15 protein-coding genes, 2 tRNA genes and 3 rRNA genes are annotated in these 22500 nt (G+C 43.1%); 8 read left to right on the top strand and 12 right to left on the bottom strand.

All coding sequences use genetic code 11. The features are described from left to right. Positions 1-124: 124 nt before the first annotated feature. The 8 genes from rrf to def form a co-directional block, all read right to left on the bottom strand. Positions 125-239 (bottom strand): 5S ribosomal RNA (rrf, locus tag FSC11_RS00850). Positions 240-438: 199 nt separating this feature from the next. After that, positions 439-3332: ribosomal RNA gene (locus FSC11_RS00845) — 23S ribosomal RNA — on the bottom strand. A gap of 379 nt (positions 3333-3711) precedes the next feature. Next, positions 3712-3787: transfer RNA gene (locus FSC11_RS00840), tRNA-Ala, on the bottom strand. A gap of 61 nt (positions 3788-3848) precedes the next feature. After that, a tRNA-Ile gene (locus FSC11_RS00835) sits at positions 3849-3925 on the bottom strand. A 61-nt stretch (positions 3926-3986) separates the two neighbouring features. After that, a 16S ribosomal RNA gene (locus tag FSC11_RS00830) occupies positions 3987-5524 on the bottom strand. Together the 16S, 23S and 5S rRNA genes with 2 tRNA genes alongside form the textbook arrangement of a ribosomal RNA operon. 589 nt (positions 5525-6113) lie before the next feature. Further along, the gene (locus tag FSC11_RS00825) at positions 6114-8144 is read right to left on the bottom strand and encodes a TonB-dependent copper receptor (RefSeq protein WP_163164601.1); all 2031 of its coding nucleotides are present in this window, start codon (positions 8142-8144) and stop codon (positions 6114-6116) included. Positions 8145-8215: 71 nt separating this feature from the next. Continuing rightward, entirely contained in the window at positions 8216-8635 is a 420-nt protein-coding gene (locus FSC11_RS00820) for a DUF2946 family protein (RefSeq protein WP_163164598.1), read from the bottom strand. 92 nt (positions 8636-8727) lie between these two features. Beyond that, positions 8728-9258 (bottom strand): peptide deformylase, encoded by a 531-nt coding sequence (gene def, locus FSC11_RS00815; protein ID WP_005220256.1) that lies wholly within the window; start codon positions 9256-9258, stop codon positions 8728-8730. 120 nt (positions 9259-9378) lie between these two features. On the opposite strand from def, the gene FSC11_RS00810 reads away from it, so the two are divergent. The 3 genes from FSC11_RS00810 to tsaC all read left to right on the top strand — a co-directional run bounded on the left by FSC11_RS00810 (position 9379) and on the right by tsaC (position 12381). Then, the gene (locus FSC11_RS00810) at positions 9379-10533 is read left to right on the top strand and encodes a LysM peptidoglycan-binding domain-containing protein (RefSeq protein ID WP_163164596.1); all 1155 of its coding nucleotides are present in this window, start codon (positions 9379-9381) and stop codon (positions 10531-10533) included. A 92-nt stretch (positions 10534-10625) separates the two neighbouring features. Continuing rightward, positions 10626-11765, top strand: coding sequence for a DNA-processing protein DprA (gene dprA, locus FSC11_RS00805; protein WP_163164594.1), 1140 nt, complete (start codon positions 10626-10628; stop codon positions 11763-11765). A gap of 40 nt (positions 11766-11805) precedes the next feature. Beyond that, positions 11806-12381, top strand: a complete 576-nt coding sequence (gene tsaC / locus FSC11_RS00800; RefSeq protein WP_163164592.1) for an L-threonylcarbamoyladenylate synthase type 1 TsaC — start codon at positions 11806-11808, stop codon at positions 12379-12381. Between the two features lie 437 nt (positions 12382-12818). Here tsaC and FSC11_RS00795 read toward each other — a convergent pair whose 3' ends face one another. Next, the gene (locus FSC11_RS00795; protein WP_163164590.1) at positions 12819-13718 is read right to left on the bottom strand and encodes a DMT family transporter; all 900 of its coding nucleotides are present in this window, start codon (positions 13716-13718) and stop codon (positions 12819-12821) included. Positions 13719-13941: 223 nt separating this feature from the next. On the opposite strand from FSC11_RS00795, the gene FSC11_RS00790 reads away from it, so the two are divergent. The 3 genes from FSC11_RS00790 (at position 13942) to FSC11_RS00780 (ending at position 15848) form a co-directional block, all read left to right on the top strand. Continuing rightward, complete coding sequence (locus FSC11_RS00790; protein WP_004814265.1) at positions 13942-14487, top strand: glutathione peroxidase; 546 nt, start codon at positions 13942-13944, stop codon at positions 14485-14487. Positions 14488-14699: 212 nt separating this feature from the next. Beyond that, the gene (locus tag FSC11_RS00785) at positions 14700-15080 is read left to right on the top strand and encodes an RcnB family protein (RefSeq protein ID WP_163164588.1); all 381 of its coding nucleotides are present in this window, start codon (positions 14700-14702) and stop codon (positions 15078-15080) included. A gap of 159 nt (positions 15081-15239) precedes the next feature. After that, complete coding sequence (locus FSC11_RS00780) at positions 15240-15848, top strand: hypothetical protein (RefSeq protein WP_163164586.1); 609 nt, start codon at positions 15240-15242, stop codon at positions 15846-15848. A 134-nt stretch (positions 15849-15982) separates the two neighbouring features. Here FSC11_RS00780 and FSC11_RS00775 read toward each other — a convergent pair whose 3' ends face one another. Further along, positions 15983-17359, bottom strand: a complete 1377-nt coding sequence (locus FSC11_RS00775) for an NAD-dependent succinate-semialdehyde dehydrogenase (RefSeq protein ID WP_163164584.1) — start codon at positions 17357-17359, stop codon at positions 15983-15985. Positions 17360-17720: 361 nt separating this feature from the next. Between FSC11_RS00775 and FSC11_RS00770 the strand changes: the two genes are divergently transcribed. After that, positions 17721-18902, top strand: coding sequence for an SIR2 family protein (locus FSC11_RS00770; protein ID WP_163164582.1), 1182 nt, complete (start codon positions 17721-17723; stop codon positions 18900-18902). Continuing rightward, complete coding sequence (locus FSC11_RS00765; RefSeq protein ID WP_163164580.1) at positions 18895-20589, top strand: ATP-binding protein; 1695 nt, start codon at positions 18895-18897, stop codon at positions 20587-20589. Before FSC11_RS00770 ends, FSC11_RS00765 begins: the two co-directional genes overlap by 8 nt. 44 nt (positions 20590-20633) lie before the next feature. Here FSC11_RS00765 and FSC11_RS00760 read toward each other — a convergent pair whose 3' ends face one another. Together FSC11_RS00760 and atpD are read right to left on the bottom strand one after the other, a co-directional pair. Then, positions 20634-21053, bottom strand: a complete 420-nt coding sequence (locus tag FSC11_RS00760) for a F0F1 ATP synthase subunit epsilon (protein ID WP_004780711.1) — start codon at positions 21051-21053, stop codon at positions 20634-20636. A gap of 26 nt (positions 21054-21079) precedes the next feature. Beyond that, positions 21080-22474: a F0F1 ATP synthase subunit beta gene (gene atpD, locus FSC11_RS00755; RefSeq protein ID WP_004895294.1), complete on the bottom strand. Its 1395-nt coding sequence runs from the start codon at positions 22472-22474 to the stop codon at positions 21080-21082. Between the last annotated feature and the right edge of the window lie 26 nt (positions 22475-22500).

Genomic DNA, 22500 nt, shown 5'->3' with positions numbered 1-22500 from the left:
ATACGCCTACCCTGCGGATTTTCTGCTGTGGTTTTATGTGAAAAATAATATTTATAAGCTTTCGACTAAATTCCCACATAAAAAAACACCCCCGGCCTTTAGACCGGGGGTGTTTAGAATAATGAGCTGGCGATGACTTACTCTCACATGGGTAATCCCACACTACCATCAGCGCTAAGAGGTTTCACTTCTGAGTTCGGGAAGGGATCAGGTGGTTCACTCTTGCTATGGTCGCCAGCACAACTGGTATGACTTTGCGTTTGGTCTTATTCGCTTTGCATTGCTGCTTTGCTTGCCGTTGCTTGGTCAAATGAGTTTAACAGATAATATCTGAGTCGAATTGTATGTTCTAGCGTATTCTGAATCAAGATCAGTCGTTATTGACTGTTTGGTTTTGAATCGATTTCAGCTTTTATACAACAACTGTTTGGGTGTTGTATAGTCAAGCCTCACGAGCAATTAGTATTGGTCAGCTTCACATATCGCTATGCTTCCACATCCAACCTATCAACGTCGTAGTCTTCAACGGCTCTTTAGGTGACATAAAGTCACAGGGAAATCTTATCTTGAGGTAGGCTTCCCGCTTAGATGCTTTCAGCGGTTATCCCTTCCGAACATAGCTACCCGGCGATGCGACTGGCGTCACAACCGGTACACCAGAGGTTCGTCCACTCTGGTCCTCTCGTACTAGGAGCAGATCCTCTCAAATTTCCAGCGCCCACGGTAGATAGGGACCGAACTGTCTCACGACGTTCTAAACCCAGCTCGCGTACCTCTTTAAATGGCGAACAGCCATACCCTTGGGACCTGCTTCAGCCCCAGGATGAGATGAGCCGACATCGAGGTGCCAAACACCGCCGTCGATATGAACTCTTGGGCGGTATCAGCCTGTTATCCCCAGAGTACCTTTTATCCGTTGAGCGATGGCCCTTCCATACAGAACCACCGGATCACTAAGACCTACTTTCGTACCTGCTCGACTTGTGGGTCTCGCAGTTAAGCGCGCTTTTGCCTTTATACTCTACGCGTGATTTCCGACCACGCTGAGCGCACCTTCGTACTCCTCCGTTACTCTTTAGGAGGAGACCGCCCCAGTCAAACTACCCACCAGACATGGTCCTCGTCCCGGATAACGGGACAGAGTTAGAACCTCAATATTACCAGGGTGGTATTTCAAGGACGGCTCCATCGCAACTAGCGTCGCGACTTCAAAGCCTCCCACCTATCCTACACAAGTAAGATCAAAGTTCAATGTCAAGCTGCAGTAAAGGTTCACGGGGTCTTTCCGTCTAGCCGCGGGTACACCGCATCTTCACGGCGATTTCGATTTCACTGAGCCTCTGCTGGAGACAGCGCCCCCATCATTATGCCATTCGTGCAGGTCGGAACTTACCCGACAAGGAATTTCGCTACCTTAGGACCGTTATAGTTACGGCCGCCGTTTACTGGGGCTTCGATCAATAGCTTCGCTTGCGCTAACCACATCAATTAACCTTCCAGCACCGGGCAGGCATCACACCCTATACGTCCACTTTCGTGTTTGCAGAGTGCTATGTTTTTAATAAACAGTTGCAGGGGCCTGGTTTCTGAGGCTGCCAACAGCTCAAGGAGCAAGTCCTATCACCGCCGGCAGCGTACCTTCTCCCGAAGTTACGGTACCATTTTGCCTAGTTCCTTCAGCAGAGTTCTCTCAAGCGCTTTGGTCTACTCGACCTGACCACCTGTGTCGGTTTCGGGTACGATTCCTGTTTAACTGAAGCTTAGAGACTTTTCCTGGAAGTATGGTATCAGCCACTTCACTGTACAAGTACAGCTTGCTATCAGTTCTCAGCATAGAGTACCCCGGATTTGCCTAAGATACATGCCTACAACCTTCCACCTGGACAACCAACGCCAGGCTGACTTAACCTTCTCCGTCCTCTCATCGCATTAAACAGAAGTATTGGAATATTAACCAATTTCCCATCGACTACGCCTCTCGGCCTCGCCTTAGGGGTCGACTCACCCAGCCCCGATTAACGTTGGACTGGAACCCTTGGTCTTTCAGCGAGCGGGTTTTTCACCCGCTTTGTCGTTACTCACGTCAGCATTCGCACTTCTGATACCTCCAGCAGACTTCTCAATCCACCTTCATCGGCTTACAGAACGCTCCCCTACCACTTACACTAATGTGTAAATCCGCAGCTTCGGCATATAGTTTTAGCCCCGTTACATCTTCCGCGCAGGCCGACTCGACTAGTGAGCTATTACGCTTTCTTTAAAGGGTGGCTGCTTCTAAGCCAACCTCCTAGCTGTCTATGCCTTCCCACATCGTTTCCCACTTAACTATAATTTAGGGGCCTTAGCTGGCGGTCTGGATTGTTTTCCTCTTGACTACGGACGTTAGCACCCGCAGTCTGTCTCCCGGATAGTACTCATTGGTATTCGGAGTTTGCATCGGTTTGGTAAGTCGGGATGACCCCCTAGCCGAAACAGTGCTCTACCCCCAATGGTATTCGTCCGAGGCGCTACCTAAATAGCTTTCGGGGAGAACCAGCTATCACCGAGTTTGATTAGCCTTTCACCCCTATCCACAAGTCATCCCCTGGCTTTTCAACGACAGTGGGTTCGGTCCTCCAGTCAGTGTTACCTAACCTTCAACCTGCTCATGGATAGATCACCCGGTTTCGGGTCTATACCCAGCAACTAAACGCCCTATTAAGACTCGGTTTCCCTACGGCTCCCCTATACGGTTAACCTTGCTACTGAATATAAGTCGCTGACCCATTATACAAAAGGTACGCAGTCACCAAACAAGTTGGCTCCCACTGCTTGTATGCATGCGGTTTCAGGATCTATTTCACTCCCCTCACAGGGGTTCTTTTCGCCTTTCCCTCACGGTACTGGTTCACTATCGGTCAGTCAGGAGTATTTAGCCTTGGAGGATGGTCCCCCCATATTCAGACAAGGTTTCACGTGCCTCGCCCTACTCGACATCATCATATCAGCCCTTTCGTGTACAGGACTATCACCCACTATGGTTGCACTTCCCAGAGCATTCCACTAAAACTGATATGACTTAATGGGCTGTTCCCCGTTCGCTCGCCGCTACTGAGGGAATCTCAATTGATTTCTTTTCCTAGAGGTACTGAGATGTTTCACTTCCCTCCGTTCGCCTCGTATGACTATGTATTCATCATACGATACCTGGCTTATACCAGGTGGGTTTCCCCATTCAGACATCTCCGGATCACAGGATATTTGCCGCCTCCCCGGAGCTTTTCGCAGGCTATCACGTCTTTCTTCGCCTCTGACTGCCAAGGCATCCACCACATGCACTTAATTACTTGACTATACAACCCCAAACAGTCGTTAATCCTTACAAGTAAGATTAACAACAAGATCAACTAGTAAACTAGCCTTTCTCACAGTTAGAGTTTCGTGCATTTAAGCACCGTACAGCTTCAATTAGATTCATATACCAAAACGCTTGATTCAGTTTAATCGCTAGAACTCATTTCTTGTAGTTGCCTACTTGAAACGAGTTTGAACAAATTATTTCAACTCAAATATATTCTGTTAATGATTCACTGTATCCTCGTCGGACTACAGTCAACTGTGATAAATCACAGAGCTTAATAACAATGCCGCGCATTATACGCAACTTAATCACTAAGCTCTATAAGCTATCAGTTCGTTTGCTTAATGTTTAACTCATTGCATCGCAATGAGTGGTGGAGACTAGGAGAGTCGAACTCCTGACCTCCTGCGTGCAAAGCAGGCGCTCTACCAACTAAGCTAAGTCCCCAGCTTATCAATAAGTCAATGTTTCTGATTACTTCACTCTGCAATTGCTTGCTTGTCGTTAGTGGTGGGTCTGACAAGACTTGAACTTGTGACCCCACGCTTATCAAGCGTGTGCTCTAACCAACTGAGCTACAGACCCTCAGATACATCGTCATGAAGAACAACTTGTTGTGGATTCTTACCAATCGTCAATCTTTCGTTAAGGAGGTGATCCAGCCGCAGGTTCCCCTACGGCTACCTTGTTACGACTTCACCCCAGTCATCGGCCACACCGTGGTAAGCGTCCTCCTTGCGGTTAGACTACCTACTTCTGGTGCAACAAACTCCCATGGTGTGACGGGCGGTGTGTACAAGGCCCGGGAACGTATTCACCGCGGCATTCTGATCCGCGATTACTAGCGATTCCGACTTCACGCAGTCGAGTTGCAGACTGCGATCCGGACTACGATCGGCTTTTTGAGATTAGCATCCTCTCGCGAGGTAGCAACCCTTTGTACCGACCATTGTAGCACGTGTGTAGCCCTGGCCGTAAGGGCCATGATGACTTGACGTCGTCCCCGCCTTCCTCCAGTTTGTCACTGGCAGTATCCTTAAAGTTCCCGGCATTACCCGCTGGCAAATAAGGAAAAGGGTTGCGCTCGTTGCGGGACTTAACCCAACATCTCACGACACGAGCTGACGACAGCCATGCAGCACCTGTATCTAAGTTCCCGAAGGCACCAATCCATCTCTGGAAAGTTCTTAGTATGTCAAGGCCAGGTAAGGTTCTTCGCGTTGCATCGAATTAAACCACATGCTCCACCGCTTGTGCGGGCCCCCGTCAATTCATTTGAGTTTTAGTCTTGCGACCGTACTCCCCAGGCGGTCTACTTATCGCGTTAGCTGCGCCACTAAAGCCTCAAAGGCCCCAACGGCTAGTAGACATCGTTTACGGCATGGACTACCAGGGTATCTAATCCTGTTTGCTCCCCATGCTTTCGTACCTCAGCGTCAGTATTAGGCCAGATGGCTGCCTTCGCCATCGGTATTCCTCCAGATCTCTACGCATTTCACCGCTACACCTGGAATTCTACCATCCTCTCCCATACTCTAGCTTTCCAGTATCGAATGCAATTCCTAAGTTAAGCTCAGGGATTTCACATCCGACTTAAAAAGCCGCCTACGCACGCTTTACGCCCAGTAAATCCGATTAACGCTCGCACCCTCTGTATTACCGCGGCTGCTGGCACAGAGTTAGCCGGTGCTTATTCTGCGAGTAACGTCCACTCTCTTTAGGTATTAACTAAAGGAGCCTCCTCCTCGCTTAAAGTGCTTTACAACCAAAAGGCCTTCTTCACACACGCGGCATGGCTGGATCAGGCTTCCGCCCATTGTCCAATATTCCCCACTGCTGCCTCCCGTAGGAGTCTGGGCCGTGTCTCAGTCCCAGTGTGGCGGATCATCCTCTCAGACCCGCTACAGATCGTCGCCTTGGTAGGCCTTTACCCCACCAACTAGCTAATCCGACTTAGGCTCATCTATTAGCGCAAGGTCCGAAGATCCCCTGCTTTCCCCCGTAGGGCGTATGCGGTATTAGCATTCCTTTCGGAATGTTGTCCCCCACTAATAGGCAGATTCCTAAGCATTACTCACCCGTCCGCCGCTAGGTTAGTTACCGAAGCAACCTTCCCCGCTCGACTTGCATGTGTTAAGCCTGCCGCCAGCGTTCAATCTGAGCCATGATCAAACTCTTCAGTTTAAAATCAATAGTGCTTTATTCAAAACACCAAATCTTGGCTCATCAATTTTCTGACAAATATTTCTCAAATAAACTTCGAGTAATTTCTACCATCAATCAATGAAAATAATTTCGATCAATCAACCAGTAAAAATCCACACAAGTTGTTCTTCATAATCTCTTAATGATCTTCTTGCTACTTCGTCAGCAGCAAGCTAGGTCGGCTATATTACTCTCTATCTCTAGAAAGTCAACCAGTAAATCAGATTATTTTTAAACTTATTAAATAAAACCCAACTCAACCAATCTTAACTAAGTTACTGTTTTATCAGAAGTTTTAATCTTCATCACCGCCGATGGATGTGCATTCTACAGCATTTCAGAGGGCTTGCAACACCTTTTTAAAAACATTTGAAACGTGTGTCTATTTTATAAACCACAAAAATTATAAATAACTGTTTTATATAAAAAAAATACTTTAATAAAAATATTCGTTATTTTATTTGGAAATGGTCATAATAATTAAATAATTGATTTTTATAAATTTTATTAAATTAAAAAAGCAAAAAGCAGAACTTTCGTCCTGCTTTTTGTACTGAATCTAATCAGATTAGAACTTCATACTGATTCTTGCCCAGTAATTTCGTCCCATATTATTGAATTGTTCATTAGCCGCCAGACCAACACCTGCATTTCCCATCTTATTCAAATGCTCGGTATAGGTTTTATCTAACACATTATCAATACCTACCGACAAATCAATGTCTTCTGCTAAATTATAGGTCCCGTTTAGCGATAATGTGCTAAAGCCTGCACTTGGCTGTAGATCGTATCCAACAATATTACCTTCATTCTTACTGATACGGTTTTGACCATCCACTACACGCCACAATAATCCAAAATTGTATTTGTCTTGAATATAGCGCAAGTTAACTCGTGCTTCTAAAGGTGCAATTTGTGGCAACGGCGTATTATTGGTCGTGTTTTCACCCCAGGCATACATAGCACTCACGTCAGCCTGAATCGCATCAGTCAATTGATAACCAATTCCGGCTTCTGCACCAGCGATGGTGGCATCGACATTTCGGCTATGAGCTTCCAGCATTCCCATCATGCCAGTAGGCTTATATGTCGTTATCACATAATCATTAATCAAACCTGCGTATGCTGATGCCCATGAGTTGAACTTACCATGCGAGTGCTGATAACCCACATCAAGCTGTAAAGTCTTTTCAGTATTGATATTTTTAAAGGTATTAGTATTTCCATTGCCTGATTTAGGACTAAACAGCTCCCAGTAGTCTGGCATACGCTCCACATAACCCAGTCCAATATAGGTTTTGCCATCTTCATGTTCAGGATGAATATTTTCGAAACGCAGGAAGCCACTTGGTAAAAGTTGCTGACGAGACTGATTACTTTGCACTGCATCGACATCCACCTGATCTAAACGCAGACCTGTGACAAATTGATTGTCGTTGCCCAAATCATAAGTCAGTTCACCAAACGCGCCGATGGATTGAAATTCCATGTCTGTCATACGAGGTAGATTCTGATATGAAACACCATCTGTTGTCTTACGAATCGAGTGCTCATTGTTTTGCGTATCAACACCAGAGATCAGTTTAACCTTATCCCATTCACTGGTCATCGCGACACGCGCATTTAAAGTTTTACGTGCAACGTTTGTGGCTGCTTCATTTGGCATCATTCTGGTAGGTTTAAAATCACGAAGACTATAGTTATCCATCACATGGTCGTTATAGTTATAGTTGATCTGCCCTTCTACTTTCTGAATCACGTCGCTGACATCTCTCTTTTCAACACGCAAACCTAAACTTTCACGGGCAAACTTGGAACCATCCATCATACGGCCAGCATACACTGCTTCACCATCAGCCTTACCACCGGTCAGTTCTACCCAGGTGTTTTCATCAGGTGTCCAGCCTAAAGCCAGATCAGCATTCCAGCGTTCCCAGTCTGATGGCACAGTATTGCCATTACCATCCTGATAGCTGTTGGCTACCGAGCGGTTGGTATTGAGGCGAATATATTTCTGTTCATCACCTGCTGCAACTTCGACATTATGATCGAGACGCCCGAAGGAACCCATCAAAACACTGGCCTGACCGCGATAGAGATGATCTTCATCAAACTGTTCCGGGCTACGTTCAAAAATCACGGTAGCTGCTGAACCGGTATTGGCATACTGGACCGTTTGTGGTCCTTTAATCACCGAAATACGGTCATAGCTTTCTGGCGAAATATAAGAGGTTGGTGAATCCATCCGGCTTGGGCAGGCACCTAGATTTTCTGTGCCATCGGTCAAGATTTTAATACGCGAACCGAACATACCGCGGAAAGTGACATCTCCATTGGTTCCAGCCCCACTATTGACCGAACTAAAACCGACAATACTTTGCAGATAATCGGCACCATCACTGGCAGGAATAGGCTGAATCGGCTGTTTAGGATCTGCACGTACAATCAGACCATTAGCATCATTGCCTGTAGCAGAAGTCACCACAATTGGAGCCATGGTCTGTACTGGCATAGCTTCATTTGCCAGCACCGTTGAAGAATAACAAGCAACACAAATCGCAGCCGCAAGAGGCTGTAAAGAAAATTTAGGCTGAGCCATTTCTATCTCACTGAATACATAAATTGAACACGGCCTAAGTCAATTAAGACCCAGGCAAAAACAACGTGGATTTATGCAAAAAGTGGTGGTGCCCTGCCCTGTGGTAGCAGAAAAAGTTGTTGCAGAACAAACCAGACATGACTGAATGCTTGTTTAAATGCAATCAGTCGAACCTGGATTCGATCCAGTACTTCTTTTAGATCCAGTTCAGGTGGCAGGACCAGATTGCCGTAGACAGTACAGTACTGACATTGATGATTGGCATCATGATGGTCATGGGCAACTTCTACAGACGTAGTCTGAATACTGTGGTCAGCATGATGAGAATGAGCAGCGTGATGCTCATGTGATAAAGGCAACAAAAGTGCACGCGTAATGGTTTCACAGACCGGAGCAACCTGATATTGCTTCGGCAGCAAAGGCTGCAGGAATACAGCGATCTGTAAAAATACGGCTGCCAGAGAAAGTAGCAACCCGCCACGTGTCACCATAGGAGAAGGGCAAATAAAAATTTGTCACCGTTAATTATAGCAAAGCCCAGTAAAAACTGGGCAATAATCAATGCATCAATACGACAAAATACTTAGCGTTTCACTGCAACTTTGGCTTTATCACGCTGACGTGCTGCCTTTTCAATTTTTTCACGGGCACGCTGGCGCTTCAAAGGTGATAAATAATCCACGAAAAGTTTACCATTTAAGTGGTCCATTTCATGCTGGATACACACAGCCAATAGGCCATCTGCCTCAACCTCAAATGCTTGACCTTCAAGATTAATTGCTTGAATTTTTACACGTGACGGACGCTCAACTTTATCGTATATTTGAGGTACTGATAGACAGCCCTCTTCGTATGGCTGTGTTTCTTCAGTCAATGGTGTAATTTTGGGGTTAATGAACACCATGGGTTGATCTTTATCTTCAGACAGGTCCATCACAATCAGCTGAATATGACGATCGACTTGTGTCGCGGCTAAACCGATGCCGGGCGCTTCATACATGGTTTCAAACATATCTGCAGCGAGCTGACGAATTTCATCAGTAACCTCTTCGACTGGTTGTGCAATGGTACGAAGACGGGGATCCGGGAAACTTAAAATAGGTAATAAGGCCATACTGCGTCCTCAATTATGCCATTGATCAAAAAACCAAATGAAGGAATGCTTCATTAAAAAATTGTGTGTAAGATCGTTATTATAACGCAACTTACATACATAATTTTAGGAATTATGATAATGAAAAAGGTTTTGAAGGGCATGCCATCTTTTAGTGCCTTGGGGATTAAAAATCAAATGCTCGCACTTGCAGTTTGTGTGGGTGTTGGTATGGGGACAATTTCAACTATACATGCAGCACCAGCTCGTAATGTCAATCCACCAAGCCTGAAAGCATCAGCACCGAATGTCTATGTGGTAAAAAAAGGTGACACATTATGGGATATTTCCAAGCGTTTTCTTAAAAATCCGGTACGCTGGCCAGAAATCTGGGCAGGTAATAAGCATGTGAAAAATCCACACTGGATTTTTCCAGGTGACCGTCTGCTGATGTGCGATTACCAGGGCCGCCCAATCATTGGTAAAGATGAAGGCGATGGCTGTACCGGTATCATCAATCGCTACCTTGGCACGAATAAGTTACAGCCTCAGGTACGTATTGAATCGCTCAACAATACCATTCCTGTTATTCCTTTAGCCCATATCCAGCAATGGCTAGAGCGCTATACAATTATGGCAGCAGACTCTATTGAAGGCACTCCATATATTCTGGGTACAGCTGATCAACGTGTACTGGCTGGTAAAGGCCAGAAAGTTTATGCACGTGGGAATGGCCTGGAAGTGGGTCAACGCTATGCAGTATACCGCGAAGCTGAACCTTACATACTGACTGATGCCAATGGTAAAAAATACACCGCTGCCCTAGAACTACAGCAGGTCGCTTCTGGTATTGCAGTCCGTGGTGAAGGTGATATCACCACACTGGAACTGACCGACAGCTATAATGCTGAAGTCCGTCGTGGTGACCGGGTACTACCAGAATATGATCCAATGCTGCCTACCCTGTTCTATCCAGTAAATGCGGAAAACAACATTTCAGGTGGTCAGATCATTCGTGTATTGGGTTCAATTGGTACAGCTGCACGTCATAGTGTTGTCACCATTGACCGCGGCATAGCACATGGTGTTCAGTCTGGTCATGTGTTTAGTGTGAATCAGCAAGGTGAAGTCGTGACTGATCCAAAAACCAAAGAACGTGTACAGCTCCCGGGCGAACGTATTGGTAATGTCATGGTCTTCAAAACGTTTGATCAGTTCAGCTATGCCTATGTTCTAGACAGTGAATTGCCAATCAAAGTGGGCGCTACCATTCAGCCACCGCTGCTGGACGAATAATTTACAAGAACTTTAAGATGATGCTGTGATTCAGCATCATCTTAACCTCATTACTCATTATAAGAATAAGAAGACGCAAGATAGGTCTCAATATGTTGAATTCGTTATCTACGACTCAACTGGACAACATTCGCTTATGGTATGTAGTCCAGCATTCCCTCACCAGTTTCTATCGCTTATCTGATTATTATGAAAATCTTGCTGATGCTGTTCAGCCGGATCAAGTCGAGACCTGGCTAAAATTAGGGGTTCATAAAAATCATATCCAGCGGCTTCAGGATTTCAATTGCAAAGATTCCCAGCGCGAGTTTCAGTCTTGTCTGGAAAAGATCCAGAAAACTTGCGACTTTATTTTATTACATAATGAAGTGGATTATCCGCAGCAGCTCGGTCACTACATCGATAAACCGCCGATTGTATTTGGTCAGGGTAAGGCCGACAGTTTATTACAGGCACAGGTGGCAATTGTGGGCAGCCGTAAACCGAGCAATCACGGTCGTCAGATGGCTTATGATTTTGCGTATTACTTAAGTGAACAAGGTTTTTATATCAATAGTGGACTGGCGCAAGGCATTGATGAAGCGGCACATCGGGCAGCGCTGCAGCAGCATCGTACTATTGCAGTGATGGGTACGGGTCTGGATCAAACCTATCCGGTAACAAATCAGCCATTAAAAGAACAGATCATTGCCCAAGGCGGCACGGTGATTACAGAATTTTTACCTGGTACTCCGCCTCTGCAACATCATTTTCCACGGCGTAACCGTATTGTCAGTGGACTGAGTCTGGGTGTTATTGTGGCTGAAGCTGCACTGAAAAGTGGCTCACTCATCACCGCCAAACTGGCTGCCGAACAAGGAAAAACCGTGTTTGCGGTTCCTGGACATATCTACAGTGAAAATCACAAAGGCTGTCACCAGCTCATCCGCGAAGGTGCAATTTTGATTGATCATCCACACCAGGTGGTTGAAGATCTGGCATTAGCCACCCAATGGCAGGCAGCTGAACAAATTTATAAAGCAGAAAATAGTGAAACCGAATTGATCGAGATTCCAGCACACCTGATTCCGCTCTACAACCAGCTCGACTGGATCGGACAAGACCTAGATCAGATCAGCATTCAACTCAGCCAGGATGTTTCCACAATCACAGCACAGTTGATGGAACTGGAATTACTCGGTTTCAGTACACAGCAAGCCGGTATGTTTCTACGTTGTCGTACAGGCAAATAAGGTTCACAATAGCCCTTTGTTGTTTTTAAAAGGTATATACATGATCACCACCTCTGTTGCCGAAGCAGCGACATTCCTGAAACAAGGACAAGTCTTGGCATACCCTACAGAGGCTGTCTGGGGTTTGGGCTGTGACCCTCACAACGAACAGGCATTTCACCAGATTCTGCAACTGAAACAGCGTCCAATTGAAAAAGGCGTGATTCTTCTTGCTGGACATATTTCCCAAGTAGAACATTTACTAGAAGCACTGACACCAGAAATCCGCGAACGTATTGTTGCTTCATGGACCAACCGCAGCGTATCCGAACGTGCCACCACCTGGCTATTACCTGCCAGTGAAGATATTCCAGCCTGGATTAAAGGTAATCATCCTAAAGTTGCGGTACGTGTCACTACCCACCCTTTATGCATGGCTTTATGTCAGGCTTTTGGGGGCTATATCGTTTCGACCAGTGCCAATCCGGCAGGTCTAAATCCAGCACTTTCACTGCAGGACGCAAAACAATACTTTAAAGAATCTGAGAGCCTGAACTACTTAAATGGCGATTTAGGACTGAGTCAGGAACCCAGCAAAATTATTGATGCTGTGACAGGTGAAGTGATCCGCGCTTAAGCACGGATTTATTTTTTGGCTTTTTCAAATCCGACTAAAGTTTTAAGGTAAAAAAAAGCTCAGCCATATAGGGATGGCTGAGCATAAAAAAGGATGTGCAGAACACATCCAGAGGGTCTTAAAATCTCTGGAAAATTGATAATTCAGGAAAATTTCTGAAGCATCACTCTCGATGGGCGTATTATGTGAGAAAGTGTGCCTAACAACAAATATAATAAAAGTTATTATTAATATATTTTATATATTATTATTTTAGAATATTTGATCAAAATTCAAAATATCCCGCTATTTTTGCTCCAGTTTTAAACTGAAGTTCAATTTCAACCATTTATTTTTACATTTAATTTTTATAGATTTACCGTTTATTTCAATTAAATGAATATAATCATTTGATTGCTTTTTAATCAAAATATCATTTTATAAAATAGAACTCTTATTTATGCCCCCTGCTTGGGTGTGTATTGTGCGAGGAAAATACCCACCAGAATCACCAGGCCACCTATGGTGTGATAAACCGTCCAGGACTCGCCTAGCCAAACATAGGCGATCAGCGCAGTAAACACAGGCATCAGGTTCATAAAAATACTGCTACGATTTGGCCCAAGCACCTGCACCGCCATCATCCATAGAAATGGCGCAGCAATCGATGGAAAAATCCCGGCATAAATAATACTCCCAGCATTATTGATATTGATGACATCTAAACCTGTCCACAGAATCATCGGGATGTGCAGCAAAACACCAAAACAGATCTGAATATACAGACTCTGGATTAAGGGAATCTTTATCTGCCATTTTTTCAGGAAAATTCCATAGCAGGCATAGAAAAATACCGCGATCAGCATCAGTACATCACCGATATAGGTATCACCAAAATTCAGCAAATTCCCCCACTGTCCCTGTGCCATGACATACATCAGACCACAGATCGACAAGAGACTACCAATTACTGCAGTCACCGCAGGACGAACATGCAGGACAAAAATGCCGACAATAATGGTAAAGACCGGAATAAAGGCATTGATCAGGCCCATATTGGTCGCAGTAGTATAATGTGCCGAGGTGTAAGCCAGACCTTGATACAACACCATTCCCAAGGCACTGAGCAGAGCCAGTTTACCCAGATAAGGCCGAATACTGGACCAGGAACGCATCACCTGCGGTAAAACAAACGGCGTCAGGATTAGTAAAGCCAGAATCCAGCGATAAAAACTGATACTTACTGGTGAAATGTAGTCAGCTACATAGCGATTCACGGTCATGTTCAATGACCAGATCAGTACTGCTGCCAATGGCAGTAAAAATGCCCACCACACTACCTTGTGTTGCTGTGTCATATACTCATCCATAAAGTGTAGGGTTCAGCATTGTCTGCAAGTCCAAGCCAGCAGCTTTCAATTCAACGCCGTTATTGTGTAGGGCAAGCATAATTGATTTTTCACATTAAATTAATGCATGGATTTAAATTTACCCGACTGCCCTACATGTTTTTACTTGTACTCAGCCAGAATACCCGTTACAACATTCGACAGGATAAACACCTCAAAAACAGGACTTCATATGAGTACTTCAGTCTACGACATTCCAGTATTAAGCATTCAGGGTGCAGAATTCACTCTCAACCAGTATCAGGGCAAAGTTTTGCTCATCGTCAATGTGGCATCTAAATGCGGCCTGACTCCACAATATGAAGGCTTGCAAAAGCTGTATAACGAGAAAAAAGCCGAAGGCCTGGAGATTCTAGGTTTCCCATCAAATGATTTCCTGGCACAGGAGCCAGGCAGCGAGAAGGAAATCCAGGAATTCTGTTCAGTAAATTATCAGGTCGATTTCCCGCTATTTGCCAAGATCCCGGTCGTTGGAGAAGCTAAACATCCTTTATATGCTGCTTTAACCCAAGCGATTCCTGAACGTACCGGTGAAGGCCCATGGTGGAAAGATCTGGTTGATTACGGCCTGACTCCAAACCAGCCACCTGAAGTGCTATGGAATTTTGAAAAATTCCTGGTCAATAAAAATGGTGAAGTAGTGGCTCGCTTTGCACCGGATATTACCGCAGATGATCCACGTATCATTGATGCAATTAATGCCGAATTGGCTAAATAATTTGCAATAGTAATATAAGCATCTCCCACAGCTAGAGATGCTTATATTTTTTAATTAAAAAAGATATGTATATTAATAAAATCATTCAATTTACTTCTTCTATTTTCCTTCTAGATTTTAATACTTACACTACACCTTCTTCAATTTCAAACACTTCTGCCAGTCTATGATGAGCTCATACACAAACAAACCGCCATAATGAAAGGTGAAGTATGAAAACGCTGGTGAAAGCAATTGTTTTATCGATCTCAACTGCACTGGTTGCTATTCCGGCCATGGCTGCGCCTCAGGATCACCATCAATATAGCAAGTCGCATGCTCAACAACAGCATCATGCTCCTCAGCACCATCAGCTAAACAAACACCCAGCTCAACAGCATAAACAGGGTTATAAAAAAGTTGATCCATCACGTGATTGGCGAGTAGGTCAAAAAGTCCCAAACCAATACCAAAGCAAAATCTATAAAGTCGATCACAGCAAATATAAACGACTCAGCAAACCGGGTAGAAACCAGCAATGGATTAAAGTAAATGGCGACTATATTCTGATGAACATGATTAACGATAAGATAATTAAAATTATCGCAGCTTAAACCCTGCCCTCCTCGGTGAAAAAAGAGCGCTTCAGCGCTCTTTTTTATGCTTGAATATCTATAGTGAGACTTTTTTGTTATTCATTTGCAACTCTCCGTATTTTCTACAAATTTCATCCCTATATTAAAGTCTGTAAGCAGTGAATGATGAGCACCCCAATGAAATCTAAGCAAATTCTCCAAAATAGCGTATTACCTTTTGCCCTTTTTGCAGGTGCATTGAGTTTGCTGGGCTGTGATCAGGTCTCTGCCCCTGCCTCATATACTGAGAAACCGGACCAACAGAATGTAGTCGCAGAACAGCCAGAAGTAGCAGAAAATGCTGAAGTACGGCAGTCTTCTGCAGACCTTAAAAGTGGCAATATGTTCTACATCGTACGTGATGTGGCCGATTTGCAGTTAAAGGCTGGTGATTACGTGACTCAGCTGAAGCAAACCCAGACTGAACTGGAAACTGCAGTCAGTGAAAAAGATACTTCTCAATTGCAGAGCGCCGCAATGCAATTGCAACAGCAATTAAAAGGCTTTAACCAGACTTTAAGTGGCTTAAACTTGAAAAGTCAGGAAGTTGATCAGGTACGTAGCAACCTGATGAATGCCAACCAGCAGGCACTGGCATCTCCTTTCCTGAATGGCCAGATGGATTTCAGTCAGGTAGATTTCCAGAAGCTGGAAAAACAGATGGGAAATATCCAGTCTGAAATGATCAAGCTGGCCGCAATGATGATTCCTGAAAAACAATCCCAGGCAGCAGAACAGGAAAGTTGATTTCAGTTTTATAGATGACCTAAGTTCCCTCATCAACCAGTCGCCAGACTGGTTGATTACTATTTAATATAGATTAATAGAAGCAGTGGCCTAGAAAGCCACTTCCTTACTAAAAGAATAAGACAGAAAAATCATTATTCTTTAGGACTTTTGACGACGACTAAACGTTTCTGGGTAAATTCTCTGAAACCGTCGATCGATAATTCATGACCATAACCAGAATTTTTGATACCGCCGAAGGGCAGCTCTGGTGTGGAATCGCTAAACCAGTTAATCCAGATCATGCCGGTTTCAACTCGTGAAGCCAGTTTTTTGGCACGGTCGATATCTTGAGAGTGAATCACACCGCCCAAACCATAGTGCGAATCGTTGGCAATCGAGACCATTTCATCTTCATCCTTGGCGACATAAATCTGGGCAACCGGGCCAAAGAATTCTTCATACCAGGCTGGATTATCACGGCTGATATTTTCCAGAATGGTTGGCTCATAAAAGTTACCTGCATGCTCGATGGGCTTACCACCTGTCAGCACAGTGGCACCATGCGCTACGGCCTTATCAACCTGCTTGGTCAGTTTTTCCAGCGCATCAGCCGATGATAAGGGCGCCAGTGTCGTTTCAGGGTCAAGTGGGTCACCAATTTTCAGTTCCTGAAAAGCTTTCAGCATACCTGCTTTAAATTCATCAGCGATTTTCTCATGCAAAATAAAACGCTTGGCTGCAGTACATACCTGTCCAGCGTTATTCACCCGGGCCTGACAGCCAATTTTGATGGCTTTTTTCAGATCGGCATCATCCAGCACAATAAAGACATCATTCCCCCCGAGTTCCAAGGTAGATTTTTTAATGTATTTACCCGCCTGCTCGGCCACAGCACTTCCGGCACCTTCTGAACCTGTCAAGGCCACACCCTGTACGCGCGGATCAGCAATAATATCTTGAACCTGAACAGAACTGATAAACAGGTTAATCCAGACACCTCTTGGTGCACCTGCTTCCAGCACCAGCTTTTCAAAAGCGTCGGCACATTGCGGCACAATGCCAGCATGCTTGGCCAGGACCGGATTGCCAATTGCACAGTTTGGTGCAAAGACCCGCATCAGCTGATAAAACGGGAAATTCCACGGTTCAACTGCCATCACAACACCTAGAGGATGATGCTCTACCCATGCTTCGCCCAGTTCCGTTTCATAAGACACTGGAGCTAGAAACTCTTTGGCATGATCAGCAAAGTATTCGGCAATTTTGGCGCAAGATTCGATTTCACCTTCACTCTGTTTAATCAGCTTACCCATATCCAGCGTCATGAGCTTCGCCAGTTCGGTTTTTTGTTCACGTAATTTTTGCGCGATATTCCTTAGTACTTCAATACGTTGATCAATCTGTTGTGGCCAGTCTGACTTGAGAATCTGTTCTGCCTGATCCAGCGCATTTTGTATATGCTCATCTGTATGTGGCGGATAGTCTTTTAATTTTTGATTGGTAAATGGGTTAATAGATTGATATGCCATGACTTTCCCTTTTCTTTAAATTATAAGTTTTGCTTGTTTTCGACCTCTTTAAATCAATTCAAACAAGCTTGGATCTGGGGTAATCACTTAACTTAGCATTGATTTTTTTATGGTGTGTGCCTGCTTACAGATTGGTTCAAAACATTACTGAGAAAGGGTAAAAGTTATATCGAGTGGTACAAAAGGAAATTTGAGCAACTTCTAAAAGTTAAGAGTTATCAAGTTTGAATGAAAATTTTTATGACATATTTAAGGTAAAGATTCTAGGAAATAGAAAATTTTTAATTAAATCTAGAATATGACTATTTTTTTAATACGAAAAAAACCATAATAAAAACAATGATTTTAAAAGAATATATAAATGAGTATCAAATTTTATAGAAGTACACCTAATGAAAAATTTATCCCTCACAAGGACGATGAGGCTGATCAACAAGCTAATGACTTAAGTGATCTTAAAATAAAACTTAAAACAGCACTTCAAATGCCTAATATTATGGTACTAGCTGGTAGTGGAACTTCACTCGGTAAGGTAAAAGGTCCAAGTATGCCTGACTTATGGACATTTTGTATTGAAGATCCATCTAGGAAGACTGACGCAGACAAAATCATTGCGCAAATTGAGTATGATCTTACTAGTCCTACTAAGAAGAATATTGAAGAATTTCTCTCATACTGTGAAGCATATCAACAGATTAAAGAATGTCCTGAATTAGCAGCTTTCTTAATAAAATCAAAAGAAATTATCTTAGATAAATGTAAATTTGATAAACCTCTATCTGATTTATTCGCACATATGGAGTTTATAAAAAAACTTGCTAGACGAAAAAGTAAAGATAATAGGATTAAACTTTTTACCACAAATTATGATACTTGCTTTGAAGAAGCTGCAGGAAAACTTGGAATTACAATAATTGATGGATTCACTTTCTCTACACCTAGAATTTATAGTCCTCAATTTTTTGATTATGACATTATTAAAAGAGATTCTATTAATACATCAACCACACCAAAATATTTGGATGGTGTATTTCATATGTATAAATTACACGGCTCTGTTAATTGGTTTAAAAGAACGGAAACTGATGGTAGTTTTGTTATTGAGCAAAAAGAATCTAATGATGCTAAAAATGTATGCATGATTTTTCCTGCAAAAGGTAAATATCAACAGTCATACATTCAACCTCACCTAGAGCTGATAGCTAAATTCCTTCAAGGTATACGTGAACCAAACACTTGTTTAATAACAACAGGTTTTGGTTTTAATGACGATCACTTATCTGAACCGATATATGCTGCATTACAATCTAATCCACACCTAAAATTAATCATCGTAGATCGCTCTGTAGAACGAAAGTTTAAAAATCCAGATGATTTTTCACCATACTGGAAAAAATTTAAAGCACTTGCTGATAAAGGCTTAGATATTTTATTTATTGAAGCTGACTTCGAAAATTTTGCAATAAATATTCCAGATCTTAAAGCTTTGAGTCCTGCGGAAAACCTTTACCAGGTTATTCATGGAGGAACACTTAATGCGTAATTTAGAAGAATTAGGAATTGTGCGTTCTGAACTTCTATTTGGAAAAGTTAATGCGATTTCAGCAAATTCTGTTCAATTCGAATTTATAAATATAAACCATCAAGCTACATACTTAGAGGGAAGACGATACGGTAAAGGAGAAGTTGGAGAATTTGTAGTTATTGAAAGTCAAGTTAATTTAATTCTTGGACGTATTGTTGAAATTAAAAAAGATGATCTTGAGCTATCAAATCTAGAAATTGTTGGTCGTATTCAATTACTCGGATCAATCCAAATGGATAATCTAAGAGTTACAGCAGGTATTGATTATTATCCAAGTATTAACGATTTAATTTATTCCGCACCACACGAATTCATTGCAGACATCCCTCGTAGGATGAATAATAAGATTCCTAAAATTGAGTTAGAAATTGGTTCTATAGATCTTGATAGAGACTGCAAAATCACAGTTACACCAGAGAAGTTATTTGGCCGCCATCTTGGAATATTAGGATCAACAGGTGGTGGAAAGAGCTTCACTACAGCTCGAATCTTAGAAGAATGTTTAAAGCACAATTCACGTATAATTTTATTAGATCCAACTGGTGAATATAGAGGCTTTAATAGCGAAGATATTTTTCATGTTCATTTAGGCAAGCCAATGTATGAAGTAGCTGGTTCCAAGGAATGTTACTTACCACCTGAATGCTTCATTGAAACAGATTTTTTAGCTTTATTTGAGCCATCAGGCAAAGTCCAAGGCCCAAAATTTAAAGAAGCTATCCGAAGTTTAAAAATCGCAAACTTAAAACCTGATGTATTTACCAATGGATATGTACCTAAAATAAATTCTTATAAACATGATTTTTTATCAGCTATAAATGATCCTTCTCTGGATCTAAATTCTCCCCAGCTTACTTTTAATATTTTTAATCTTAATATTCAAATTGAACATGAATGTGTCTTCCCTGAATTTAGCACCTCTTTTACTAGCCCCAAAGATCCTACTCGTTGGGGAAATTCAGATGGCGCTTCATATACAAGCTGCTTACCCTTAATAAGTAGAATTACTAGTATTATTCACTCGCCTCCTTTTAATACATTATTTACATCCTCAACTACAAAACTCCCTTTAACAACTGTCTTAAGCCGTTTTGCAGTTGCTACTGAAACTAGTAAAAAATTAATAAGAATAGATCTTAGTGGAATTCCATTCGAATATAAGGCTCGTGAAATTATTGCTAATTGCATTGGTAGAGTACTATTAAATGAATCTAGAAAAGGTACTTTTTCAAATAAACCTATTGTAGTCTTCTTAGATGAAGCACATAACTTCATCGGTAAATCAATTGGTAATGAAGATACCTTAGCTAAACTAGATGCTTTTGAACTCATTGCAAAAGAAGGACGTAAGTTTGGATTAAATATCTGCCTTGCCACACAAAGGCCAAGAGATATTACTGAAGGCGTTCTAAGCCAGCTTGGCACTCTCATCGTTCATCGCCTTACAAACGATAGAGATCGTGAAATTGTAGAACGTGCATGCGGTGAGATTGATAAAGCTGCATCTGACTTTTTACCAAGCCTCCAACCTGGCGAAGCTGTCATCATTGGCAATGACTTCCCTATTCCACTAACTATAAATATTAAGAAACCCACAATTAAACCAAATTCAGAAGGTGCAAATTTTCAAGAAAATTGGGCATAAAAAAACCACCCTTTCGGGTGGTTTCTTCAATCTTAAACCAGCAATTACATTGCACGGTTTTTGATTTTGCGGATCGTTTCCAGCTGAGCAGCAGTTTCTGCAAGAGCAGCCAAAGCAGCAGCAGAGTCCAAATCGCTCTTTTGATTTGCTAGCAATTGTTCAGCGTGTTTACGCGCCTCAATAATTGCCGCTTCATCCAAGTTTTCTGCACGGACTGCTGTATCAGCAAGAACCGTAACAACATGCGGTTGAACTTCTAGAACACCACCAGATACATAGATTAATTCTTCTGTACCGTTTTCCAAAATAACGCGGATCGCGCCAGGTTGGAGCAAAGTTACCAGCGGAGCGTGACCAGGCATAATACCTAACTCGCCGCCAGCACCTTTAGCAATTAGCATAGTTACAGTGCCTGAGTACAAAGACTCTTGAACACTTACAACGTCACATTGCATAGTCGCCATGAGAATCTCCTAAATTAGGGAACTAATTAAAGTTTCTCAGCTTTAGCAATCACTTCGTCAATACCACCAACCATATAGAACGCTTGTTCTGGAATGTGATCGTATTCACCAGCTAGAAGACCTTTAAAGCCACGAATCGTTTCTTTAAGCGGTACAAGTTTACCAGGAGCACCAGTAAACACTTCAGCTACGTGGAACGGTTGAGAGAAGAAACGTTGGATCTTACGTGCGCGATACACGATAAGTTTGTCTTCTTCTGACAATTCGTCCATACCAAGAATTGCGATAATGTCTTTCAATTCTTTATAACGTTGAAGAACGTTTTGAACTGAACGAGCGATTTCGTAGTGTTCTTGGCCAACTACAAGTGGATCTAACTGACGTGAAGTAGAGTCAAGTGGATCGATCGCAGGGTAAATACCTTGAGAAGCGATGTCACGGCTCAATACAACAGTTGCGTCCAAGTGAGCGAACGTAGTTGCAGGCGATGGATCCGTTAAGTCATCGGCAGGTACGTATACCGCTTGGATTGACGTAATAGAACCAGACTTAGTAGATGTAATACGTTCTTGAAGAACACCCATCTCTTCTGCAAGTGTAGGCTGGTAACCTACTGCAGATGGCATACGGCCTAGAAGTGCTGATACTTCAGTACCTGCTAGTGTATAACGGTAGATGTTGTCAACGAACAATAGTACGTCACGACCTTTACCGTTTTCGTCTTTTTGATCACGGAAGTACTCAGCCATAGTCAGACCAGTCAACGCTACACGTAGACGGTTACCTGGTGGCTCGTTCATCTGACCGTAGACCATTGCTACTTTGTCTAGAACGTTAGAGTCTTTCATCTCGTGATAGAAGTCGTTACCTTCACGAGTACGCTCACCAACACCAGCGAACACAGATAAACCTGAGTGCGCTTTCGCGATGTTGTTGATCAACTCCATCATGTTTACAGTTTTACCAACACCGGCACCACCGAACAGACCAACTTTACCACCTTTCGCGAACGGGCATAGTAAGTCAATGACTTTAATACCAGTTTCTAGAAGGTCAGTAGAAGCCGCTTGTTCTGCATAAGAAGGCGCTTGACGGTGAATTGGTAAACGCTCTTCAGTTGCAACTGGACCAGCTTCGTCGATTGGGCGACCAAGAACGTCCATGATACGACCTAGAGTCGCTGTACCTACTGGTACAGAAATCGGCGCGTTAGTGTTAGTTACGTTCAAACCACGCTTAAGGCCTTCAGTAGAACCCATTGCAATAGTACGAACTACGCCATCACCAAGTTGTTGCTGAACTTCTAATGTAGTTTCAGTACCGTCAACTTGGAGAGCGTCATAGATCTTAGGAACGCTGTTACGTTCAAACTCGACGTCGATAACCGCGCCGATGATCTGAATGATACGACCGCTACTCATTGCTGTCTCCTCAATTCAAACTAATA

Origin of the sequence: Acinetobacter schindleri, assembly GCF_010918895.1 — a bacterium.
Taxonomy (GTDB): domain Bacteria; phylum Pseudomonadota; class Gammaproteobacteria; order Pseudomonadales; family Moraxellaceae; genus Acinetobacter; species Acinetobacter schindleri.
Note: the sequence above shows the minus strand (reverse complement) of the source record. Positions and strands in the feature narration are given on the sequence as shown.

Excerpts from the sequence above, each read along its gene's own strand:
- FSC11_RS00760 (WP_004780711.1), bottom strand. The coding sequence starts at position 21,053 with ATGGCGACTATGCAATGTGACGTTGTAAGTGTTCAAGAGTCTTTGTAC.
- FSC11_RS00790 (WP_004814265.1), top strand. The coding sequence starts at position 13,942 with ATGAGTACTTCAGTCTACGACATTCCAGTATTAAGCATTCAGGGTGCA.
- FSC11_RS00770 (WP_163164582.1), top strand. The coding sequence starts at position 17,721 with ATGAGTATCAAATTTTATAGAAGTACACCTAATGAAAAATTTATCCCT.
- FSC11_RS00765 (WP_163164580.1), top strand. The coding sequence starts at position 18,895 with ATGCGTAATTTAGAAGAATTAGGAATTGTGCGTTCTGAACTTCTATTT.
- tsaC (WP_163164592.1), top strand. The coding sequence starts at position 11,806 with ATGATCACCACCTCTGTTGCCGAAGCAGCGACATTCCTGAAACAAGGA.
- FSC11_RS00825 (WP_163164601.1), bottom strand. The coding sequence starts at position 8,144 with ATGGCTCAGCCTAAATTTTCTTTACAGCCTCTTGCGGCTGCGATTTGT.
- FSC11_RS00780 (WP_163164586.1), top strand. The coding sequence starts at position 15,240 with ATGAAATCTAAGCAAATTCTCCAAAATAGCGTATTACCTTTTGCCCTT.
- FSC11_RS00795 (WP_163164590.1), bottom strand. The coding sequence starts at position 13,718 with ATGACACAGCAACACAAGGTAGTGTGGTGGGCATTTTTACTGCCATTG.
- dprA (WP_163164594.1), top strand. The coding sequence starts at position 10,626 with ATGTTGAATTCGTTATCTACGACTCAACTGGACAACATTCGCTTATGG.
- FSC11_RS00820 (WP_163164598.1), bottom strand. The coding sequence starts at position 8,635 with ATGGTGACACGTGGCGGGTTGCTACTTTCTCTGGCAGCCGTATTTTTA.
- FSC11_RS00775 (WP_163164584.1), bottom strand. The coding sequence starts at position 17,359 with ATGGCATATCAATCTATTAACCCATTTACCAATCAAAAATTAAAAGAC.
- FSC11_RS00785 (WP_163164588.1), top strand. The coding sequence starts at position 14,700 with ATGAAAACGCTGGTGAAAGCAATTGTTTTATCGATCTCAACTGCACTG.
- atpD (WP_004895294.1), bottom strand. The coding sequence starts at position 22,474 with ATGAGTAGCGGTCGTATCATTCAGATCATCGGCGCGGTTATCGACGTC.
- def (WP_005220256.1), bottom strand. The coding sequence starts at position 9,258 with ATGGCCTTATTACCTATTTTAAGTTTCCCGGATCCCCGTCTTCGTACC.
- FSC11_RS00810 (WP_163164596.1), top strand. The coding sequence starts at position 9,379 with ATGAAAAAGGTTTTGAAGGGCATGCCATCTTTTAGTGCCTTGGGGATT.